The sequence below is a fragment of the Mycobacterium sp. GA-1285 genome (genome assembly GCF_001499905.1).
Classification (GTDB): domain Bacteria; phylum Actinomycetota; class Actinomycetes; order Mycobacteriales; family Mycobacteriaceae; genus Mycobacterium.
Window position 1 is genome coordinate 163,709 of sequence record NZ_LQIS01000012.1, and the last position, 17,566, is coordinate 181,274.

General features: G+C 67.9%; 14 protein-coding genes. 4 read left to right on the forward strand and 10 right to left on the reverse strand.

All coding sequences use genetic code 11. The features are described from left to right. Nucleotides 1-8 precede the first annotated feature (8 nt). The 3 genes from AU193_RS09620 to sfnG form a co-directional block, all read right to left on the reverse strand. Nucleotides 9-1,505 (reverse strand): DUF6350 family protein, encoded by a 1,497-nt coding sequence (locus AU193_RS09620; RefSeq protein WP_064422127.1) that lies wholly within the window; start codon nucleotides 1,503-1,505, stop codon nucleotides 9-11. 71 nt (nucleotides 1,506-1,576) lie between these two features. Continuing rightward, nucleotides 1,577-2,464: a DUF5336 domain-containing protein gene (locus AU193_RS09625; protein WP_064422128.1), complete on the reverse strand. Its 888-nt coding sequence runs from the start codon at nucleotides 2,462-2,464 to the stop codon at nucleotides 1,577-1,579. A 51-nt stretch (nucleotides 2,465-2,515) separates the two neighbouring features. Further along, nucleotides 2,516-3,646 (reverse strand): dimethylsulfone monooxygenase SfnG, encoded by a 1,131-nt coding sequence (sfnG, locus tag AU193_RS09630; RefSeq protein WP_064422129.1) that lies wholly within the window; start codon nucleotides 3,644-3,646, stop codon nucleotides 2,516-2,518. A gap of 106 nt (nucleotides 3,647-3,752) precedes the next feature. Here sfnG and AU193_RS09635 point away from each other — a divergent pair, with 106 nt between their 5' ends. Next, entirely contained in the window at nucleotides 3,753-4,601 is an 849-nt protein-coding gene (locus AU193_RS09635; protein ID WP_064422130.1) for an LLM class F420-dependent oxidoreductase, read from the forward strand. On the opposite strand, the gene modA is transcribed toward AU193_RS09635, so the two are convergent. The 4 genes from modA to sucC all read right to left on the reverse strand — a co-directional run bounded on the left by modA (nucleotide 4,602) and on the right by sucC (nucleotide 9,207). After that, the gene (gene modA / locus AU193_RS09640; RefSeq protein WP_253867732.1) at nucleotides 4,602-5,342 is read right to left on the reverse strand and encodes a molybdate ABC transporter substrate-binding protein; all 741 of its coding nucleotides are present in this window, start codon (nucleotides 5,340-5,342) and stop codon (nucleotides 4,602-4,604) included. 13 nt (nucleotides 5,343-5,355) lie between these two features. Continuing rightward, a complete protein-coding gene (locus AU193_RS09645) occupies nucleotides 5,356-6,894 on the reverse strand; it encodes an acetyl-CoA acetyltransferase (RefSeq protein WP_064422132.1) in 1,539 nt (512 codons plus the stop codon). A gap of 218 nt (nucleotides 6,895-7,112) precedes the next feature. Next, the gene (gene sucD / locus AU193_RS09650; RefSeq protein ID WP_064422133.1) at nucleotides 7,113-8,027 is read right to left on the reverse strand and encodes a succinate--CoA ligase subunit alpha; all 915 of its coding nucleotides are present in this window, start codon (nucleotides 8,025-8,027) and stop codon (nucleotides 7,113-7,115) included. A 13-nt stretch (nucleotides 8,028-8,040) separates the two neighbouring features. After that, complete coding sequence (gene sucC, locus AU193_RS09655; protein ID WP_064422134.1) at nucleotides 8,041-9,207, reverse strand: ADP-forming succinate--CoA ligase subunit beta; 1,167 nt, start codon at nucleotides 9,205-9,207, stop codon at nucleotides 8,041-8,043. Between the two features lie 283 nt (nucleotides 9,208-9,490). On the opposite strand from sucC, the gene AU193_RS09660 reads away from it, so the two are divergent. Further along, the gene (locus AU193_RS09660) at nucleotides 9,491-10,555 is read left to right on the forward strand and encodes a M23 family metallopeptidase (RefSeq protein WP_064422135.1); all 1,065 of its coding nucleotides are present in this window, start codon (nucleotides 9,491-9,493) and stop codon (nucleotides 10,553-10,555) included. A gap of 9 nt (nucleotides 10,556-10,564) precedes the next feature. After that, nucleotides 10,565-11,227: a hypothetical protein gene (locus AU193_RS09665; RefSeq protein WP_371259173.1), complete on the forward strand. Its 663-nt coding sequence runs from the start codon at nucleotides 10,565-10,567 to the stop codon at nucleotides 11,225-11,227. Here the strand turns inward: AU193_RS09665 and pcrA are convergent. Further along, a complete protein-coding gene (gene pcrA / locus AU193_RS09670; protein ID WP_064422249.1) occupies nucleotides 11,224-13,563 on the reverse strand; it encodes a DNA helicase PcrA in 2,340 nt (779 codons plus the stop codon). The two genes, AU193_RS09665 and pcrA, sit on opposite strands and share 4 nt — an antisense overlap. A 162-nt stretch (nucleotides 13,564-13,725) precedes the next feature. Between pcrA and AU193_RS09675 the strand changes: the two genes are divergently transcribed. After that, nucleotides 13,726-13,989: a chorismate mutase gene (locus AU193_RS09675; protein ID WP_064422250.1), complete on the forward strand. Its 264-nt coding sequence runs from the start codon at nucleotides 13,726-13,728 to the stop codon at nucleotides 13,987-13,989. A 24-nt stretch (nucleotides 13,990-14,013) separates the two neighbouring features. On the opposite strand, the gene AU193_RS09680 is transcribed toward AU193_RS09675, so the two are convergent. Both AU193_RS09680 and AU193_RS09685 read right to left on the reverse strand, forming a co-directional pair. Beyond that, complete coding sequence (locus AU193_RS09680; protein WP_082682905.1) at nucleotides 14,014-16,017, reverse strand: acyltransferase family protein; 2,004 nt, start codon at nucleotides 16,015-16,017, stop codon at nucleotides 14,014-14,016. A 57-nt stretch (nucleotides 16,018-16,074) separates the two neighbouring features. Next, nucleotides 16,075-17,523 carry an NAD-dependent succinate-semialdehyde dehydrogenase gene (locus AU193_RS09685; RefSeq protein ID WP_064422136.1) on the reverse strand — a complete coding sequence of 483 codons (1,449 nt, stop codon included), beginning with the start codon at nucleotides 17,521-17,523 and terminating at the stop codon, nucleotides 16,075-16,077. Between the last annotated feature and the right edge of the window lie 43 nt (nucleotides 17,524-17,566).

A 17,566-nucleotide genomic window follows, 5' to 3' on the forward strand; every position in this document is an offset into this window, starting at 1 on the left:
CTGGCAGCCTAATGGGTGCCGGGCGGGCCGTCGTCGTCCGCCATGAAGTGTTCTTCGGGGTCCTCGACGATGTCGTTCGGCGGGTCGTTCGGCGGATCCGTGGGGGTTTCGACGTGGTCGGCCGGGACGTCGGGTTCGGCCTCGGTGTCCGCAGGGCCTGCAGATTCGGCTTCGGCGGACGCCTGGGCGAGGTTCTCGGATTCGGGTTCGGGTTCCGGCGCCACGTCAGGCCCGACGTCCGGGTCGACGCCCGGCGCCACGCCCGGCTCCACGTCCGGGTCGACGAGCGCCTTGGGCGCGCGCGGCCTGCGCGCGATGCCGCCGGCCATCACCACCGTCAACGCCCCGATTCCGGCGAACCACAGGAAGACCGCGGGCCCGAACGTCGCCTGGTCGACGCCGACGTCGCCGAAGTTGCCCAACCGCCCGCCGCCGGCGTAGCCCAACAGCGCCATGGTGAGCGCCGCCAACAACGATGCGACGAGCAGCTTGGCCAACGCCGGGCCCAGCGGAAGCGGGCGCCGTGCGCACTGCTGCCCAACCGCGACCGCCGACGCCGCCGCGACGATCAGCAACGCCACCCAGACCGGTCCCAACGGCGGCGAGGGCACCGCCGCCAGCACCGGAAGCGCCGGAATGTCGCCGCCGAACACCGTGAACGAGCTGAAGGTGGCGAGTCCAACGTGTGCACTCGACCCGACGGCGACCGCGGCCGTTCCGACCAGCACGTTCGGGATGTACAGGATGGACAGCACGGTCAGGCTGAGCTGGCCGAATATCGAGTCGGTGATCGAGTAGAGCTCGTCCATCGTCGACCAGTGCACGATCAGCGACCCGGTCATCACCACGCCCGACAGGCCGGCGAGCGCCAGCACACCCGCGAGCGCGGCGCGGAACGCGTCCGGCAGCCAGGCGGGCGGCGAGGCCGGCAGCCAGGCGGGCGGCGAGGCCGGCAGCCAGGTCGGCACCCGGGTCGGCAGCGAGGTCGGCAACGAGGTCGGAGCCATCAACCGCCTGCCGACCCGCGCCCCGACCCCGAAGAACGCGCCGATCGCGTGCACGGCCAGCACGCCACCGAAGGCGCGCAACGCGTGCGGGGTCTGCAATTCGGTGAGCACCGAAGCGGCGTCGTGGACGACGGCCAACGCGATCGCGGCGATCAGCAGCGGCCCGCCCAACGCCGAGGCCACCACCCAGCGCGTCACGAACCACGAGGCGTTCGCACTGGTGGCCGCGGCGGTCGTGCGGGCGGTGCCCCACACCATCGCGAGCGCGGGCATCAGCGGCATCACCCCGAGTTCGGCGCCGCCGATGGACACCGGCACCAGGTGAACGCCCAGCCACATGCTCGCGATCGCGCCCAGCGCGCCGGTCATGTCGCTGTTGGCGATCAGCAGTTGCAGCAACACGATCGCCGCGATGACGACAAGCGCCACCAACGACGGCCCGAACGCGACCCGAAGCAGCTCACGCGCCTGGCGTGCGCCGACTGGCCGTTGATCCACTGGTTGAGCCGCTCCTCAGTCAGGCTGCCGTGCGGCGGTGACGCACGCGCGGCTCAGACTACTGGCTCACCTCAGGAAGGCGGCGGACCTGACTGCGAGGAAGACGACGGTTGTTCCGGAGTCTGAGCAGTCTGTGTGGACCCCTGAGACGACGACGACGGCGGTTGGCCGTACGCGGGGAACCCGGTCGGCGGTGTCGGGGGGCCCTGCTGACCCTGCTGACCCTGCTGGCCCTGGGGATGGCCCTGTTGCTGGGTTGCGGGGTAGCCGCCGGTCGACGGACCGCCGGGATAGCCGCCCGGATACGTCGACGGATAACCCGGCCGCTGCTGCGGTCCGCCCTGATGCGACTGGCCCTGCTGACCGTAGTACGGGCCCAGTGCCCCGTACTGCTGGCCGTAGGACTGGTCGTACTTGGGCCGCGGCGCAGGCGGAGTGATGATGCCCGACTCGAACAACAAAGCCGCCACCGCGGTGATCGCCTGGAACAGCGAGAACGCGATGATCAGGTACAGGCCCCAATCGATCGCGGCGCCGCTGGGCCGGTTGATCACCTCGGCGATGACGAGCAGGAACGCTGCGAGCGCCAGCACCGCGTACACCGACGTGGAGACGCCCTGCCTCGGCAGAAGCGCCGTTGCGGCGAGCAGCCCCGCGATGAGTGACGCCGCGACGGCGAGCACCAGACCGAACGAGCTTCCGCTGATGCTGCCCAGCCCCGGGAAGTCCGAGGCGGAGATGGTGAACAACGGCGCAAAGCTCGCCAGGTACACCGCCAGACCCAGCAGGGCCACGGCGAGGGCCAAGTACATCGGCAGCTTGCTCGCGACGTCGGAAGCCGACGGTCGTGAGCTCTCCGGCGCCCTGCCGAACTGCTGCGTCGGCGCGGAGAACTGGGTGGTCGGCTGCTGTGATTGCGGGTATCCCGGGCTACCGGGTGGTCCTTGGGGGTACGACATGGCCTCTCCTGTGCTCGGGCGGGCTTCGAAACCACGCTAGCGCACGGCGGCTCATGCGGAGACCAGCACCGGTTCGCCCACAGTGTCCTGTTCCGACTGTTCGATCTCGCGGACCAGCGGCAACACCTTCGCGCCGAAGTATTCGATCTCTTCTTGGAAGTGCAGGAAGCCCCCGAGGATCAGGTCGACTCCGCGTTTGCGGTAGGCCGCAATGCGTTCGGCGATCTGTTCGGGTGTGCCGATCAGCTGCGTGCGGAAGCCGTCGTTGTACTGCACCAAGTCCTCGAACGTCGAATCCGCCCACATGCCGCGCTTGTCCGCGGTCGAGTTGCCGGCCTGTTGAACCGCGGCGCGAAAACCGTCCACGGCGGGCTTGTTGGCCTTGGCGACGATCTCGCGCAGCGTCTCCTTCGCTTCTTTTTCGGTGTCCCGGGCGATGATGAACCCGTTGAGCCCGAACCGCACCTCGCGGCCGACCCCGCGGGCGTGCTCGCGCACATCGACGATCTGCTCGGTCACGCCGTCGTAGTCCTTGCCGTTGGAGAAGTACCAGTCGGCATGGAGACCGCCGTTGCGCCGCGCGGCGGTGGAGTTGCCGCCCTGGAACAGTTCAGGATTGGGCCGCTCGGGGGTGTTGAGCGGTTTGGGTTTGAGCGTGAAGTCGTGGATGCGGTAGAAGTCGCCGCGGAAGTCGACGTCGTCCTCGGTCCAGATCTTGCGCAGCACCTGGAGGAACTCCGCGCTGCGCCGGTAACGCTCGTCGTGTTCGAGCCAGGGCTCGCCCAGATGGGTGAACTCGTCTTTGAACCAACCCGACACCACGTTGACCGCGAACCGGCCACCGCTGAGGTGATCGGCGGTGGCGCCGAGCTTGGCCAGTACCGCCGGCTGCCACAGTCCGGGATGCACCGCGGCGATCACCTTCAGCCTCTGCGTGGCCAGCAGCAACGCCAGCGAGAAACTGGTCGACTCATGCTGGTACTCCGCGCCGTAACTCGCCTCATAGCGCACCTGGCTCAACGCGTACTCGAACCCGTTGTTCTCCGCGGTCTGGGCGAGCTTCGCGTTGTACTCGTAGTTCCAGTCGGTGCGCTGCTCGATATCGCTCGTCACCAATCCGCCACTGACGTTGGGCACCCAGTAGGCGAACTTCACGTGATCGGCGATGCGTTCGGTCGTCATGGTCTGACATGACAACAGTGCAGGGCCATCCCGTCGCCGGTATCGCTCGCGCTGAGGGAAAACCCCGTGCTTGCCCCCCAGACTGAAACACGTTCTAATCCTGGGCATGGATTACGGGCTCGTTCTGTTCACCAGTGATCGCGGCATCACTCCCGCCGCGGCGGCCAAGCTCGCCGATGACCACGGCTTCACCACGTTCTACGTGCCCGAACACACCCACATCCCGATCAAGCGGCAGGCCGCGCATCCCACGACGGGCGACGAGTCGCTACCCGACGATCGCTACATGCGCACCCTCGACCCGTGGGTCAGCTTGGGCACCGCGGCGGCGGTGACTTCGCGCGTCCGGTTGTCGACCGCGGTGGCCCTGCCGGTGGAGCACGACCCGATCACGTTGGCGAAGTCGATCGCCACGCTCGACCACCTGTCGGGTGGCCGCGTGAGCCTCGGGGTCGGGTTCGGCTGGAACACAGACGAACTGGCCGACCACAACGTGCCGCCGGGACGGCGGCGCACCATGCTGCGCGAATATCTGGAAGCGATGCGGGCGCTGTGGACGCAGGAGGAAGCGTCGTACGAGGGCGAGTTCGTCAACTTCGGCCCCAGTTGGGCATGGCCCAAACCCGTCCAGGCGCATATCCCCGTCCTCGTCGGCGCTGCGGGCACCGAGAAGAACTTCAAATGGATCGCCCGGTCCGCCGACGGCTGGATCACCACACCGCGTGACTTCGACATCGACGAACCGGTCAAGCTGCTTCAGGACACGTGGGCGTCCGCGGGGCGCGACGGGGCTCCGCAGATCGTCGCTCTCGACTTCAAGCCCGACCCCGACAAGCTCGCCCGCTGGGCGGATCTCGGTGTCACCGAAGTGCTTTTCGGCCTCCCCGACAAGTCGGCCGACGAGGTCGCCGCGTACGTCGAACGGCTGGCCGGCAAGCTGGCCGCGCTGGTCTGATCAGGGCTTGCCGAAGCCCGCTGCGCCGAGCACTCGCTGTCCCGCTTCGGCGGTCACCGCGTCGACGAACGACTGCGCGAGGGCGCGATGCGACGAATCCTTCAGCGTCGCAATGGGGTAGACGTTGACCACATCGGCGGCTTCGGGGACGGGCACGGTGGTGACCCGAGCACCGCGGGCATCGGTGACGTAGACGATTCCGGCGTCGGCCTGCCCACTGGTCACCTTGTTCAGCACGTCGGTGACCGAGGACTCCTCGCTCACCGGGGACAGTTCGACCCCCGCGGCCGCTTCCACCTTCCGTGTCGCCGACCCGCACGGAACCTGCGGGGCACACACCACGACGCCGATCCCCGGCCGGGTCAGATCGCGTATCGTTTTGATGCCCTTGGGGTTTCCCGGTGTCACCGCGATGGTCAGCGTGTTCGTCGCGAAGTTCACCGGATCACCGCCGAGCAGCCCCGCGGCGGCGACCTTGTCCATGTTCGCGGTGTCGGCGGAGGCGAAGACGTCGGCGTAGGCGCCCTGCGTCAACTGTGTGGCGAGGTCGGAGGAACCGGCGAAGGAGAACTCCACCCGAGTGCCATGATGCTGCCTTTCGAACTGTGCGCCGATCTCGGTGAACGCGCCCTTCAGGGACGCCGCGGCGAACACGAGGAGCGAATCACGTGCTGCCCCTTGGGAACATCCGGCGGTCAGCGTGAGGAGCACTGCGACCAGAAGCGAAAGAGGCCTCACGATGCTCCTTGCGTGGTCAGGCCAGGCTGGCGCGGTTGATCTCATCGGTCGCGCGCACCGTGATCGCCGCACCGAGCGGATCTCCGTCGGACATCAACGCGACGAGATTCTCCTCCTCGGAGATGGCCAGGAACCGTGAGTCGTCCGAATCGAGTCTGCCGACGATGATTCCGGTGCGGACGGGCCAGTCGTAGCGCACCGAGTAGGTCTCGATCGTCGCGCGGCCTTCGGGCCGCTCGGTGACCGGAACCGTCGGCAGTGCCGCGACGTCCGCGTCGAGGGTCGCGCTGTTGTTCGTCCGCCAGTCGGCGGGCAGCGTCGAATAGATGCCGACCGAGTACTTGCTCATCGTTCCGCCGTTGGCACCCACGAGACCGAATCGCCCTGGCTGATCGCGCATCTGAGTGACCGTCTCGGCGATGGCGTGCAGCGAGTAGCTGTTCCCCGGGCCGCCGAAGTACGGCAGCCCGCCGGTCACCGTCAGGCCCCGCGGATCGTCGCCGTCAATGCCCAGCGCCTCGCAGGCGACGAAGACGGGGAAGGGAAAGCAGCTGTAGAGGTCGAAGGTGGCGATGTCGTCGACGCCGATCTGCGCCACCCGCAATGCTTCTCGCAAGGCGTGTACGGTCGCGGGGCTGGCACCGAGGTCGACACGGTCGAGCAGTCCCTGCTCGGTCAGGTCCGAGTGTCCGTGCAGGTACACCCATTTCTCCTCGGGCACCCCGAGTCGACGCGCGGCCTCGACCGACATCATGATCGCGGCGGCGCCCTGGTTGACCTGGTCGCGAGCCACCAGGAGGCGGGGATAGGGATCGCAGATCATCCGGTTGTCGTCGGTGACGGTGACGATCTCCTCCACCGACCGTTCGACCGGCGATGACGAGAACAGGTTCTTGGCAGCGACTTTCGACAACGGCGCGAACAGCTCGGCCATCTGCCTGCGGTAGTCGGCGACGCCGAGGCCGAGCCGGCTGCGACGCGCATTGTCCAGCAGCCCGTATTGCACTGCCGCGCCGGTCAATCCGTGCGAGGCGGTGTACTCGGTGAAGTACTGGTGGATCTGGTGCCCGCGGTCCTCGAGTTGACCGTCGACGTGTTCGGTGAAGTCGGGCTTGGCCTGGCCCTGCTCGGCGGCACGGCGCCAGTAGCGTGCCGTCGACCCCGGTTCCGAACCGATCACCATCGCCACGTCGAACTCACCCGCCGCGATGGCGTTGCCCGCCTCGGTGACGAGTTTCTGCGGCCCCTGCCCACCGACCGGTTCGAGCACGACACGCGCGGGATCGCCGCCGACGCGCCGCATCACCGAACGCGGATAGTTGTTCGACTTGCCCAGCGTCGCGGGCATCGGCCCGGAGATCTCGAACTGGCGCAGCGCGTACACCGTCTCGATGGCCCCTGCCGCCGCCCCGCCGTCGACCCCGGTGTCGGCAAGCGCCGCCCGCACCGCCTCGGTCGCGAGGTCGACCGCCGACATCCCTCGGTAACCGGGGTCGTCGATTCGCTCGGTGAATTGCCCGACGCCGACGATGACCGGGGTCCGGGGATCGACCATTACAGACCTCCTGACAACTGTTAGTTCGCCAGGCTAATCGAGGACTGGAACGTGTTCCTAATCCTGCGGGGCACTTCACACCGCCTGCGCCCACGAACACCTGCCGGCGCCCACACACGCAAGCCCGCGAGCGACCCCTTTTGCACACCGAACGGCGGCATGTCGCCGTGCAGACGCGGGTGCTCGCGGGAAAGAGGGAGGGAAAGAGGGAGAAGCCGCTACAGGTTCTGCAGGATTTCCCGGGCCAGGTTGGCGGTCTCCGACGGCGTCTTGCCGACCTTCACGCCCGCGGCCTCGAGTGCTTCCTTCTTCGCCGCGGCGGTGCCCGAGGAGCCCGACACGATGGCGCCGGCGTGGCCCATCGTCTTGCCCTCCGGCGCGGTGAACCCCGCGACGTAGCCGACGACCGGCTTGCTGACGTTCCCCTTGATGTAATCGGCGGCGCGCTCCTCGGCGTCACCGCCGATCTCACCGATCATCACGATGACCTTGGTGTCGGGATCCTTCTCGAACGCCTCGATCGCGTCGATGTGCGTGGTGCCGATGACGGGGTCGCCGCCGATGCCGATCGCGGTCGAGAACCCGAAATCGCGCAGTTCGAACATCATCTGATAGGTCAGCGTCCCGGACTTGGACACCAGACCGACCGGACCCGGCCCGGTGATGTTGGCCGGAGTGATGCCGGCCAACGCCTCGCCGGGTGTGATGATGCCGGGGCAGTTCGGCCCGATGATGCGAATTTTTGGACCCTTCCCTCCACCTTTTTCCAGGTTGTACGCCCAGGCATAGGCGGTGTCCTGCACCGGGATTCCCTCGGTGATGACGACCAGCAGCGGGATCTCGGCGTCGACTGCTTCGATGATCGCGTCCTTGGCGAACTTCGGCGGCACGAACACCACCGACACGTCCGCGCCGGTCTCCTTCATCGCCTCGGCGACGCTGCCGAACACCGGCAGCTCGATGTCCTTGCCCTCGGCGTCCTTGTGCGACACCGTCGTGCCGGCCTTGCGCGCGTTGACGCCGCCGACCAGCTGCGTGCCGGCCTTGAGCATCAGCGCGGTGTGCTTGGTGCCCTCGCCGCCGGTGATGCCCTGGACGATGACCTTGGAGTCTTTGTTCAGAAAAATAGACATGGGTCATGGCTCCTTAAGACTTGTTCGCCAGCTCGGCGGCTTTGTCGGCTCCGGCGTCCATGGTGTCGGCCTGGATCACCAGCGGGTGTTCGGCCTCGGCCAGGATGCGGCGGCCCTCTTCGACGTTGTTGCCGTCGAGACGAACCACGAGCGGCTTGTTTGCCTCGTCGCCGAGGATTTTCAGCGCGTTGACGATGCCGTTGGCGACGGCGTCGCACGAGGTGATGCCGCCGAACACGTTGACGAACACGCTTTTGACCTGCTCGTCGTTGAGGATGACGTCCAGTCCAGCGGCCATCACCTCGGCCGAGGCCCCGCCGCCGATGTCGAGGAAGTTGGCCGGCTTCACGCCGCCGTGCTTCTCGCCGGCGTAGGCGGTGACGTCGAGCGTCGACATCACCAGGCCGGCACCGTTGCCGATGATGCCCACCGAACCGTCGAGCTTGACGTAGTTGAGGTCGTGCTCCTTGGCCTTGAGTTCCAGCGGATCGGTGGCGTCGCGGTCCTCGAACTGCGCGTGGTCCTCGTGCCGGAAGTCGGCGTTCGCATCGAGGGTGACCTTGCCGTCCAGCGCGAGAATCTGATCGTCCGGAGTGCGCACCAGCGGGTTCACCTCGACCAGGGTGGCGTCCTCCTTGGTGAACACCTCCCAGAGTTTCGCGATCGTCACCGCCGCGGAGTCGAGCACCTCCTCGGGCAGGTGGCCCTTCTCGGCGATCTCGCGGGCGAATGCCTCGTCGACGCCCTTGGTCGCGTCGACGGGCACTCTGGCCAGCCGGTCCGGCTTGGTGGCGGCGACCTCTTCGATCTCCATGCCGCCCTCGACCGAGCACATCGCCAGATACGTGCGATTCGCACGGTCGAGCAGGAAGGAGATGTAGTACTCCTCCGCGATGTCGCTGGCCTCGGAGACCAGCAGTTTCTTCACGATGTGGCCTTTGATGTCCAGACCGAGGATGTTCTGCGCGTGGGTGAACGCGTCGTCGGCGGTGGCCGCGTACTTGACGCCGCCGGCCTTACCGCGGCCGCCGGTCTTGACCTGCGCCTTGACCATCACCGGCTTGCCGATCTCCTCGGCGATCGCCTTGGCGTCCTCGGCGGTGTCGGTCACGCGACCGGGCGTGGTGGGCACGTTGTGCTTGGCGAAGAGCTCTTTCGCCTGGTATTCGAAGAGGTCCATTGGCTTTGGAACGTCCCTGTCTCTAGCGCGTCTATTGCGGAGTTGTTGGGCCGAAGGCTCGGAGGAACTTTATCCACACGCCCACGACGCGTCGGCACCGCCCACCGGTCATGTGGTAGATCTCACCGCTCGCGTTCAGTGATACGAATCACAATCTCGCGCGGATGTGCCCCCCGGCTTGCAGCCGCAGCGGGGAGTTGGTTACCGTGCCTCTGGTCTCGATAACGCTTTGGTCACGACAGGCAATTCCCGACAGGCATCCGACAGGCAAGGACACCCCAGGTTGGCTTCGCACCGTTCGTCCGGATCTCATCGCAGATCGTCGACGAACCGCCAAATCAGCCGCCGCGCAAGCGAATCCCCTGCCGAAGTCACCGACATCATTCCGTTCAACGAGTTCGGCGATCTCGATGACATCGACTTCCGCGAGAACAGCGCCTTCGACCGCGAGGCCCAGGTCATCGGTGCTCCCGAACTGGACGACCTGACCGACACCGACGACCTCATCCCGCTGCGTCTGACGGTGCCCTCGGAGTTCCGGTCCGGTCCCAAGTCCGGTGCGAGGCACGCCCGCCGTTCCCACGCCTACCGCGACAGCCACACCGACACCAGCGACGGCGTGGCCGCGACCGACGTCATCCGCATCGGGCGCCGTACGCCTGCGCACCGCAAGCAGGAAGTTCCCGTCAAGGGCCGGCTGATGGTCGCCGCGATGGCGGTCGGTGCCACCGCCGCGGGCGCATACTCGATGGCCAATGCCGCGCACGAGAACTCGTCGGAGGCCGTCCTGGCCGCCGATCAGGCCGCGATGGCCAACCCGATCGGCGAGACGTCGGGCGGTATGCAGGTGGTCGCCGTGACGCCGGCCGCCAGCGCGTCGTTGCACACCGAGGAGATCCAGAAGGCGGCGGCGTTCGCCCAGGAGCGCGCCGAACGCGAAGCCCGGCTGCAACGTCCGATGTTCGTGAGGCCCACCACCGGCGTGTGGACGTCGGGCTTCGGCTACCGCTGGGGCGCCCTGCACGCCGGCATCGACATCGCGAACTCGATCGGCACGCCGGTGCTCAGCGCCTCCGACGGCGTGGTCATCTCGGCCGGGCCGTACGCCGGTTACGGCAACATGGTCAAGGTCCGGCATTCCGACGGCACCGTGACGCTCTACGGTCACCTCAGCTCGTGGTCGGTGGAGGTCGGTCAGCGCGTCTGGGCGGGCGACCAGATCGCGAAGATGGGCAACACCGGCAACTCGACGGGGCCGCACCTGCACTTCGAGGTGCACCTGAACGGCACCGACCGCGTCGACCCCGTCGGTTGGCTGGCCAAACGCGGCCTGTCGATCGGCAACTAGTCTGGCTGAGTGGCCAGCGACGACGACTCCGATCTGACACGCCAATCACCGTCGAGCGCGGAAACGGGCATCATTCGTCGTCACCCTTCCGGAGAGATTCCGACCGGCCAGGACCCGCAGACGAATATCATCCGGCGCCATCCGACGGGTGCGATTCCGATCGCCGACCCGCCGACGGAGATGGCGGACGGCGGCGCGACACAGCTGTCCGACCGTGCGGCGGACACTTGGGGCCCCAGCTCGCGAGGGGACTACGTACCGCGAGCGCGGCCGGTGGCCGTGTCCCCGGCCGGATCGCCGCAAGCCAACCCGAAGACCGCGATCGCGACCGCGGTGGCGAGCATCCTGACCGGTTGGGCCACCGCCGTCATCGCCACCGACCTGATCACCGGCTGGTGGCGCTCGGATCGACTGTTCTGCGTGGCGGTCGGCTTCTTGACCGCGATCTCGGCGGCCGCCCTGATCGCCGGGCTGATCGGGCTGCTGCTGCGTCGCTGGGTGAGCCGCCTGCTGGTCATGGTGGGGTCGGTGGTGTCGCTGCTGATCTTCTCCAGCCTGTTCGTCGCCGGCGCCAAGCTACCCGCCGTGGTGTACGCGATCCCCGTGCTGCCGGTGGCGAGCATCGTGCTCGCCGCGCTGCCGGCCACCGGCCGCTGGGAACGCTCCGGCTAGAGCTTGGTGATCGGCGCGTGGTTGTGCATCAGCTTGACCCGACCGGAGCTACCGAAGTCGATCAGCGACATCGCCGACTCGCCCACGCCGCTCACCTCTTCCACGCGACCCAACCCGTACTTGTCGTGCGTGACCCGATCGCCGGGTTCGAGCACCAGCAGTGGGCGCTTTCCCGCACCGGAGCGCGTCGGCGACGGGCGGGGGGCCCCGAAGCGCCCCGCACCGCTGACTGGTGCGCTCAACAATGACCTTCCGTTCTCGGGATCGGTGCGCCGCCAGTCGATCAGGTGTTGCGGAATCTCCTTGAGGAAGCGGGATTCCGGGTTCAGCATCGGTTGGCCCCATGACGAACGGATCTTGGCTCGGCTGAGGTAGAGCCGCTGCCGCGCGCGGGTGATGCCGACGTATGCGAGCCGCCGCTCCTCGGACAGCTCGGCGGGGTCGCCCAGCGCCCGCATGTGCGGGAACATGCCGTCCTCCCAGCCGGTCACGAACACGACCGGGAACTCGAGACCCTTGGCGGTGTGCAAGGTCATCAGCGTGACGACACCGGCTCCGTGCTCGGGCAATTCGTCGGCGTCGGCCACCAGCGACACCCGTTCCAGGAACTGGGCCAACACGCCGGTGTCGGGGATGTCCTCGTCGAGGGGCTCGTCCTCGGCGAGCGCCTGCGCGTTGGCCAGGTCGGTGCTGAATTCATGTGCGACGCTGACCAATTCGTTGAGGTTGTCCAACCGCGCGAGATCCTGCGGATCGCTTGACGACTCGAGTTCGGCACGATACCCGGTGCGGTCGAGCACTGCCTCGACCAACTCGCCGAGTTCACCGTCGAGACGGCCGCGCAGATCGTCGAGCATCTCCACGAAGGCCGAGATGCACTTCTCGGCACGGGTGTTGAGCATCGGCACCTTGCCCTCGGCGGCCGCCTGCAGGGCGTCGTTGAAGCTGAGCCCGGTGTTCTCGGCGTACACCGCGACGCACGCCTCGGCGCGGTCACCGATGCCGCGGCGCGGAGTGTTCAGGATGCGACGCATGCTCACCGAGTCGCCGGGGTTGTCCAGCACGCGCAGGTACGCGACGATGTCGCGGATCTCCCGGCGCTCGTAAAAGCGCACGCCGCCAACGACTTTGTAGGGAATGCCAGCGCGGATGAACACCTCTTCGAGCGCACGCGAGGAGTTGTTCGTGCGGTAGAACACCGCCACGTCGCTGTAGTTGAGCCCGTCGTCGACCAGTGCGTCGATCTCCTGGGCGACGAATCGCGCCTCGTCGTGCTCGTTGTCGGCGACGTAGCCGACGATCAGCTCGCCCTCCCCCTCGTCGGTCCACAGCCGCTTCTCGCGCCGGCCGGCGTTGCGGGAGATCACCGCGTTCGCGGCGTTGAGGATGTTCTGCGTGGAGCGGTAATTCTGTTCCAGCAGAATGGTTGTCGCGCTCGGATAGTCGCGTTCGAAGTCCTCGATGTTGCGGATCGTCGCACCGCGGAACGCGTAGATCGACTGGTCGGCGTCGCCCACCACGCACAGTTCGGCAGGCGGCACGCCGGCTGGATCATCTTGCGAGGCCGCAGTACCCACCAGTTCACGCACCAACACGTACTGGGCGTGGTTGGTGTCCTGGTACTCGTCGACGAGGATGTGCCGGAACCGCCGCCGGTAGTACTGCGCGATCTGCGGGAAGGCCTGCAGCACGGCGACCGTCTCGCCGATCAGGTCGTCGAAGTCCAGCGCGTTGGCTGCGCGCAGGCGGCGCTGGTATTCGGCGTAGACCTCGGCGACGATGCCGGGCAGCTCCTCGCCCGCCTCCGAGGCCTCGGCGGCCGCCTGCTCCGGGCCGACCAACTCGTTCTTGTGATTGGAGATGGCGTTGGACAGCAGCCGCGGCGAGTACCGCTTGGTGTCCAGCCCCATGTCCTTGCCGATCATCAGCAGGAGGCGACGCGAGTCGTCGGCGTCGTAGATCGAGAAGTTGGAGTTCAGCCCCGGCAGCAGCGAAGCCTGGTTGCGCAGGATCCGCACACAGGTGGAGTGGAACGTCGACACCCACATCGAGCGTGCGGACGGACCCACCAACTCCACCACCCGCTCGCGCATCTCGGCCGCGGCCTTGTTGGTGAACGTGATGGCCAGCACCTGCCCGACGCCGACGTCACGGGCGGCGAGCAGGTAGGCGATGCGGCGGGTGAGCACAGCCGTCTTGCCGGAGCCGGCACCTGCGACGATGAGCAGCGGCGAGCCCTCGTGCAGGACGGCCTGGCGCTGCGGGGGGTTCAGCCCGTCGAGCAGTCGGTCGGATTCGGCGGCCCCGTTCGGTGCGATCAGGTTCGGTGCGCTCATGTCAGTGTCGAACTTACCGCTGTGCAGGGACACTCCCGCGGTCGAACCGCCGCATGGCTTTGCGCTGGCACGGCGTTTGATGGCACACTTTGTCCCGTCTTGTGTGAGGCCTGGGGCGGACGAGGACGAGACGTGGACCCACACGACGAGGCGGCGAAATCCATGACGACCGGAACCGAGACTGTGCCCGATATCGATGACCTGCGCCGGGAGATCGACCGGCTCGACGCCGAGATCCTCGCCGCGGTGAAGCGCCGTACCGAGGTGTCCAAGATGATCGGTCAGGCCCGGATGGCCTCCGGGGGCACCCGCCTGGTGCACAGCCGCGAGATGAAGGTCATCGAGCGCTACAGCGAACTCGGCCCCGACGGCAAAGACCTCGCGATGCTGTTGCTGCGCCTGGGCCGCGGCCGCCTCGGCCATTGACCCTGCCGTAGTGCACCGAAATCCCTAGCGCAGCGCGTCGGTCAACCACGGCGTCAACCACTCGACCGCTTCCGGCGTGGGATGCACGCCGTCGCTGCGAATGCGGATGCCGTCGATCCAGTTGGTGTAGCCGCCGTTGGGGCCGAGCTTGCGGTTCAGGTCGAGCACGGTGACGTTCGGGCGGTACTTGACCGCGCTGCGCAACAACGCGTTCCAGTCGTCGACGCGATCGGGATCGTCCTCCGGATACAGGCTGCCGTCCCGCTTCTCGGCGCGGCGGTTGTAGGGTTCGGTCGTGACGACGACGCGCGCGCCGGTCGAGGACAGGATGTCGAGCGCGCGGTTGAGTTCGGCGCGCAGGTAAGCGTCGTACGTCGGTTCCCCGACGTGGGTCCACTGGCCCTCGTTCATCCGGTCGACGACTTCCCACCGGCCCACGATCAGCAGCACCACGTCGGGCCGGTCGTGCTTGACCCGCTCGGACCATCTGCTGGGCCACGAGTCGCACGCCGGCTTCTGGTTCAGCGTCTGACCGACATAGCGGTACGGTCCGCCGCGCGCGATCCCGCATCCGATCGTCGTGTAGTCGGTGAACGTCAGACCCGGCGTGTCCGGCAGGTAGCGCATCAGCGTCCAGGCCACCGAGTCGCCGAACACCGCGACGGTCCTGGTGTTCGGATCGCGAGTCATGTGCCGCTGCACTTGGATCGGGACCTCCGGTGCCACCAGCGCCGCGGAGTCGATGCTCGAATCCTCCGTCGTCGGTGGTCCTGCGGGCACACCGACCGGCAGCACGGTCATCGTGATCACCGCCGCGGTGGCGGCCGTCGCGCCGGCCAACGGCAGCATCGGCACGATCACCGGCCGCCAGCGCCGGATGGGCTGTTCGAGCAGCCACCACGACAGCGCTGCGACCGCGAGCGTCGCCGCGCACCGCAGCACGAACAACGACCAGCCGGACCATCCGGTGTGTTCGCCGTTGACCGCCAGGAAGATCGGCCAGTGCCACAGGTAGACGCCGTATGAGATCGCGCCCAGCCACACCAGCGGCCGCCACGCCAGCACACGGGCGACCGGCCCCTCCTGGTCCATCGCCACCGCCCCGATCACGCCCGCGGCGGCGAGCGCGACGACGATCAGCAGGCCGCTGCGGAAATCACCGACGCTGCCGGTCGCCATGTGCACCGCCAGCGCCAGCACCACGACACCGGCGACGGACACCGCGCGCGCGACCCAGCGCAGCCATCGAGTCCTGATCACCGGCCCGGCGAGCGTCACCGTGGTCCAGTCCCGCACCAACAGGGCCGCGGCCGCCGCACCGACGAGCAGCGCCTGCGCTCGGGTGTCGGTGCCGAAGTAGATCCGGTTCAGCGTCCCGTCGTCGACGAAGGCGATCGCCGCGGCCGCCGAGGCGAGCGCACCGGCCGCGGCCAGGCCCAGGACCGCCCACCGCAGATGTGTGGGATTGCGCCGACAGAAGGCGAACGCGACGGCGATCAGCAGCAGCGGCCAGAGCAGGTAGTACTGCTCCTCCACCCCGAGCGACCAGGTGTGCTGCAGCGGCGACGGCGGCGCGCCCTGGGAGAAGTAGTCGGTGTGCTGGGCGACGAATGCCCAGTTGGCCACCCAGAAGAATGAGGCCACGGCGTCGTCGCGCAGATTGGCGATCGCCTCCGTCGAGAAGAACCCCCGCGCGGCGATCACCGCGAGCACCATCACCAACAGGGCGGGCAGCAGTCGGCGGGCGCGACGGATCCAGAAGTCCCGCAGCCGGATTCGCCCGGTGCGCGCATGCTCGTCGAGCAGCAGCGAGGTGATCAGGAATCCGCTGAGCACGAAGAACACGTCGACGCCGAGGAAGCCGCCGTCGACGCCGGGGATGCCGCCGTGGTCGGCGAGCACGAGTGCGACGGCGACGGCGCGGATGCCGTCGAGGGCGGGGATCTCGCCACGCCGACGCGCACGCGAGGAGGGATGTACTGACAGCGGGCGGCGATCAGCGGGCGCGACGGAGCGACGCGCGTTCACTTGCGAAATCTTGCCCGCGCGAGCTGACCTGCGGGCGCAGGCGCCGCGGCGTGTCGACTACTTCGTCAAGGCGATGTACTTGACCTCGAGGTATTCCTCCATGCCCTCGAAGCCGCCCTCACGCCCGAAGCCGGATTCCTTGATCCCGCCGAACGGCGCGGCCGGATCGGAGATCACGCCGCGGTTGATGCCCACGATGCCCGACTCGATCGCCTCGGCGACGCGCAGCGCGCGGTCCAGCGACTGCGTGTAGATGTAGGCCGCGAGTCCGTAGTCGGTGTCGTTGGCCGCCGCGATGCCCTCTTCCTCGGTGTCGAATCCGGTGATCGGCGCGACGGGCCCGAACACCTCCTCCTTGAGGATGCGGGCGTCGGCGGGCACGTCGGCCAGCACGGTCGCCGGATAGAAACTGCCCGGACCGCCGGGAGCCACCCCGCCGACCGCGACCTTCGCCCCGCGCGACACCGCGTCGGAGACCAGGTCCTCGACCGTGGCGACCTGTTTGGCGTTGATCAGCGGTCCCAGCGTGGCCGCTTCGTCGACTCCCTTGCCGAGGGTGAATTCGCTCATCCGCTTGACCAGTTTGTCGGTGAACTCCTCGCGCACCGAGTTCGCGACGTGGAAGCGGTTGGCCGCGGTGCAGGCCTCCCCGCCATTGCGCATCTTGGCCAGCACGGCGCCCTCGACCGCGGCGTCGACGTCGGCGTCGTCGAACACCACAAACGGGGCGTTGCCGCCGAGTTCCATCGAGGTCCGCAGCAGTTTGTCGGCCGATTGTTTGACCAGCGCCTTGCCCACGCCGGTGGAACCGGTGAAGGTCAGCTTGCGCAGCCGACCGTCGTCGATCAGCGCGGCGGTCACGTCACCGGGGTTCTTCGTCGGCAGCACCGACAGCACACCCTTGGGCAGGCCCGCCTCGTCCATCAGCCTGGCCAGCAGGAGCATCGTCAGCGGCGTCTCCTGCGCGGGCTTGACGATCATCGTGCAACCGGCGGCGAAGGCGGGCCCGATCTTGCGGGTGCCCATCGCCAGCGGGAAGTTCCACGGCGTGATCGCATAACAGGGCCCGACCGGTTGCTTCGTTACCAGGACGCGACCGGTGCCCGCCGGGCTGGGTGTGTAGCGGCCCGCGACGCGCACGGCCTCCTCGGAGAACCAGCGGAAGAACTCCGCGCCGTAGGTGACTTCGCCCATGCTCTCGCGCAGGACCTTGCCCATCTCGAGGGTCATCAGCGTGGCGATGTCCTCGGCGCGCTCGGTGATCTTCTCGAACACCGCGCGCAGGATCTCGCCTCGTTCGCGCGGCGCGGTGGCCGCCCACTCGGCTTGCACCGCGCACGCTGCGTCGAGCGCGGCGACGGCGTCGTCGGCGGTCGCGTTGGCGACCGACGTGAGGACCTGATCGTCGGACGGGTCGAGCACGTCGAAGGTGGACGAGCCCTCGCGTTCCTCACCGCCGATCCACAGTCCGGTGGGCACTGACGACAGCAGCTTCGCGGTATCCATAACTCTTCTGTACACCTTCGGCCATTTCGCCGCACTAGGGTCG

Bases quoted from the DNA above. Each gene is read 5' to 3' on its own strand.
- AU193_RS09685 (WP_064422136.1), bottom strand. From the start codon at position 17,523: ATGGATACCGCGAAGCTGCTGTCGTCAGTGCCCACCGGACTGTGGATC.
- AU193_RS09675 (WP_064422250.1), top strand. From the start codon at position 13,726: ATGACGACCGGAACCGAGACTGTGCCCGATATCGATGACCTGCGCCGG.
- AU193_RS09635 (WP_064422130.1), top strand. From the start codon at position 3,753: ATGGATTACGGGCTCGTTCTGTTCACCAGTGATCGCGGCATCACTCCC.
- AU193_RS09625 (WP_064422128.1), bottom strand. From the start codon at position 2,464: ATGTCGTACCCCCAAGGACCACCCGGTAGCCCGGGATACCCGCAATCA.
- AU193_RS09645 (WP_064422132.1), bottom strand. From the start codon at position 6,894: ATGGTCGATCCCCGGACCCCGGTCATCGTCGGCGTCGGGCAATTCACC.
- pcrA (WP_064422249.1), bottom strand. From the start codon at position 13,563: ATGAGCGCACCGAACCTGATCGCACCGAACGGGGCCGCCGAATCCGAC.
- sucC (WP_064422134.1), bottom strand. From the start codon at position 9,207: ATGGACCTCTTCGAATACCAGGCGAAAGAGCTCTTCGCCAAGCACAAC.
- sucD (WP_064422133.1), bottom strand. From the start codon at position 8,027: ATGTCTATTTTTCTGAACAAAGACTCCAAGGTCATCGTCCAGGGCATC.
- sfnG (WP_064422129.1), bottom strand. From the start codon at position 3,646: ATGACGACCGAACGCATCGCCGATCACGTGAAGTTCGCCTACTGGGTG.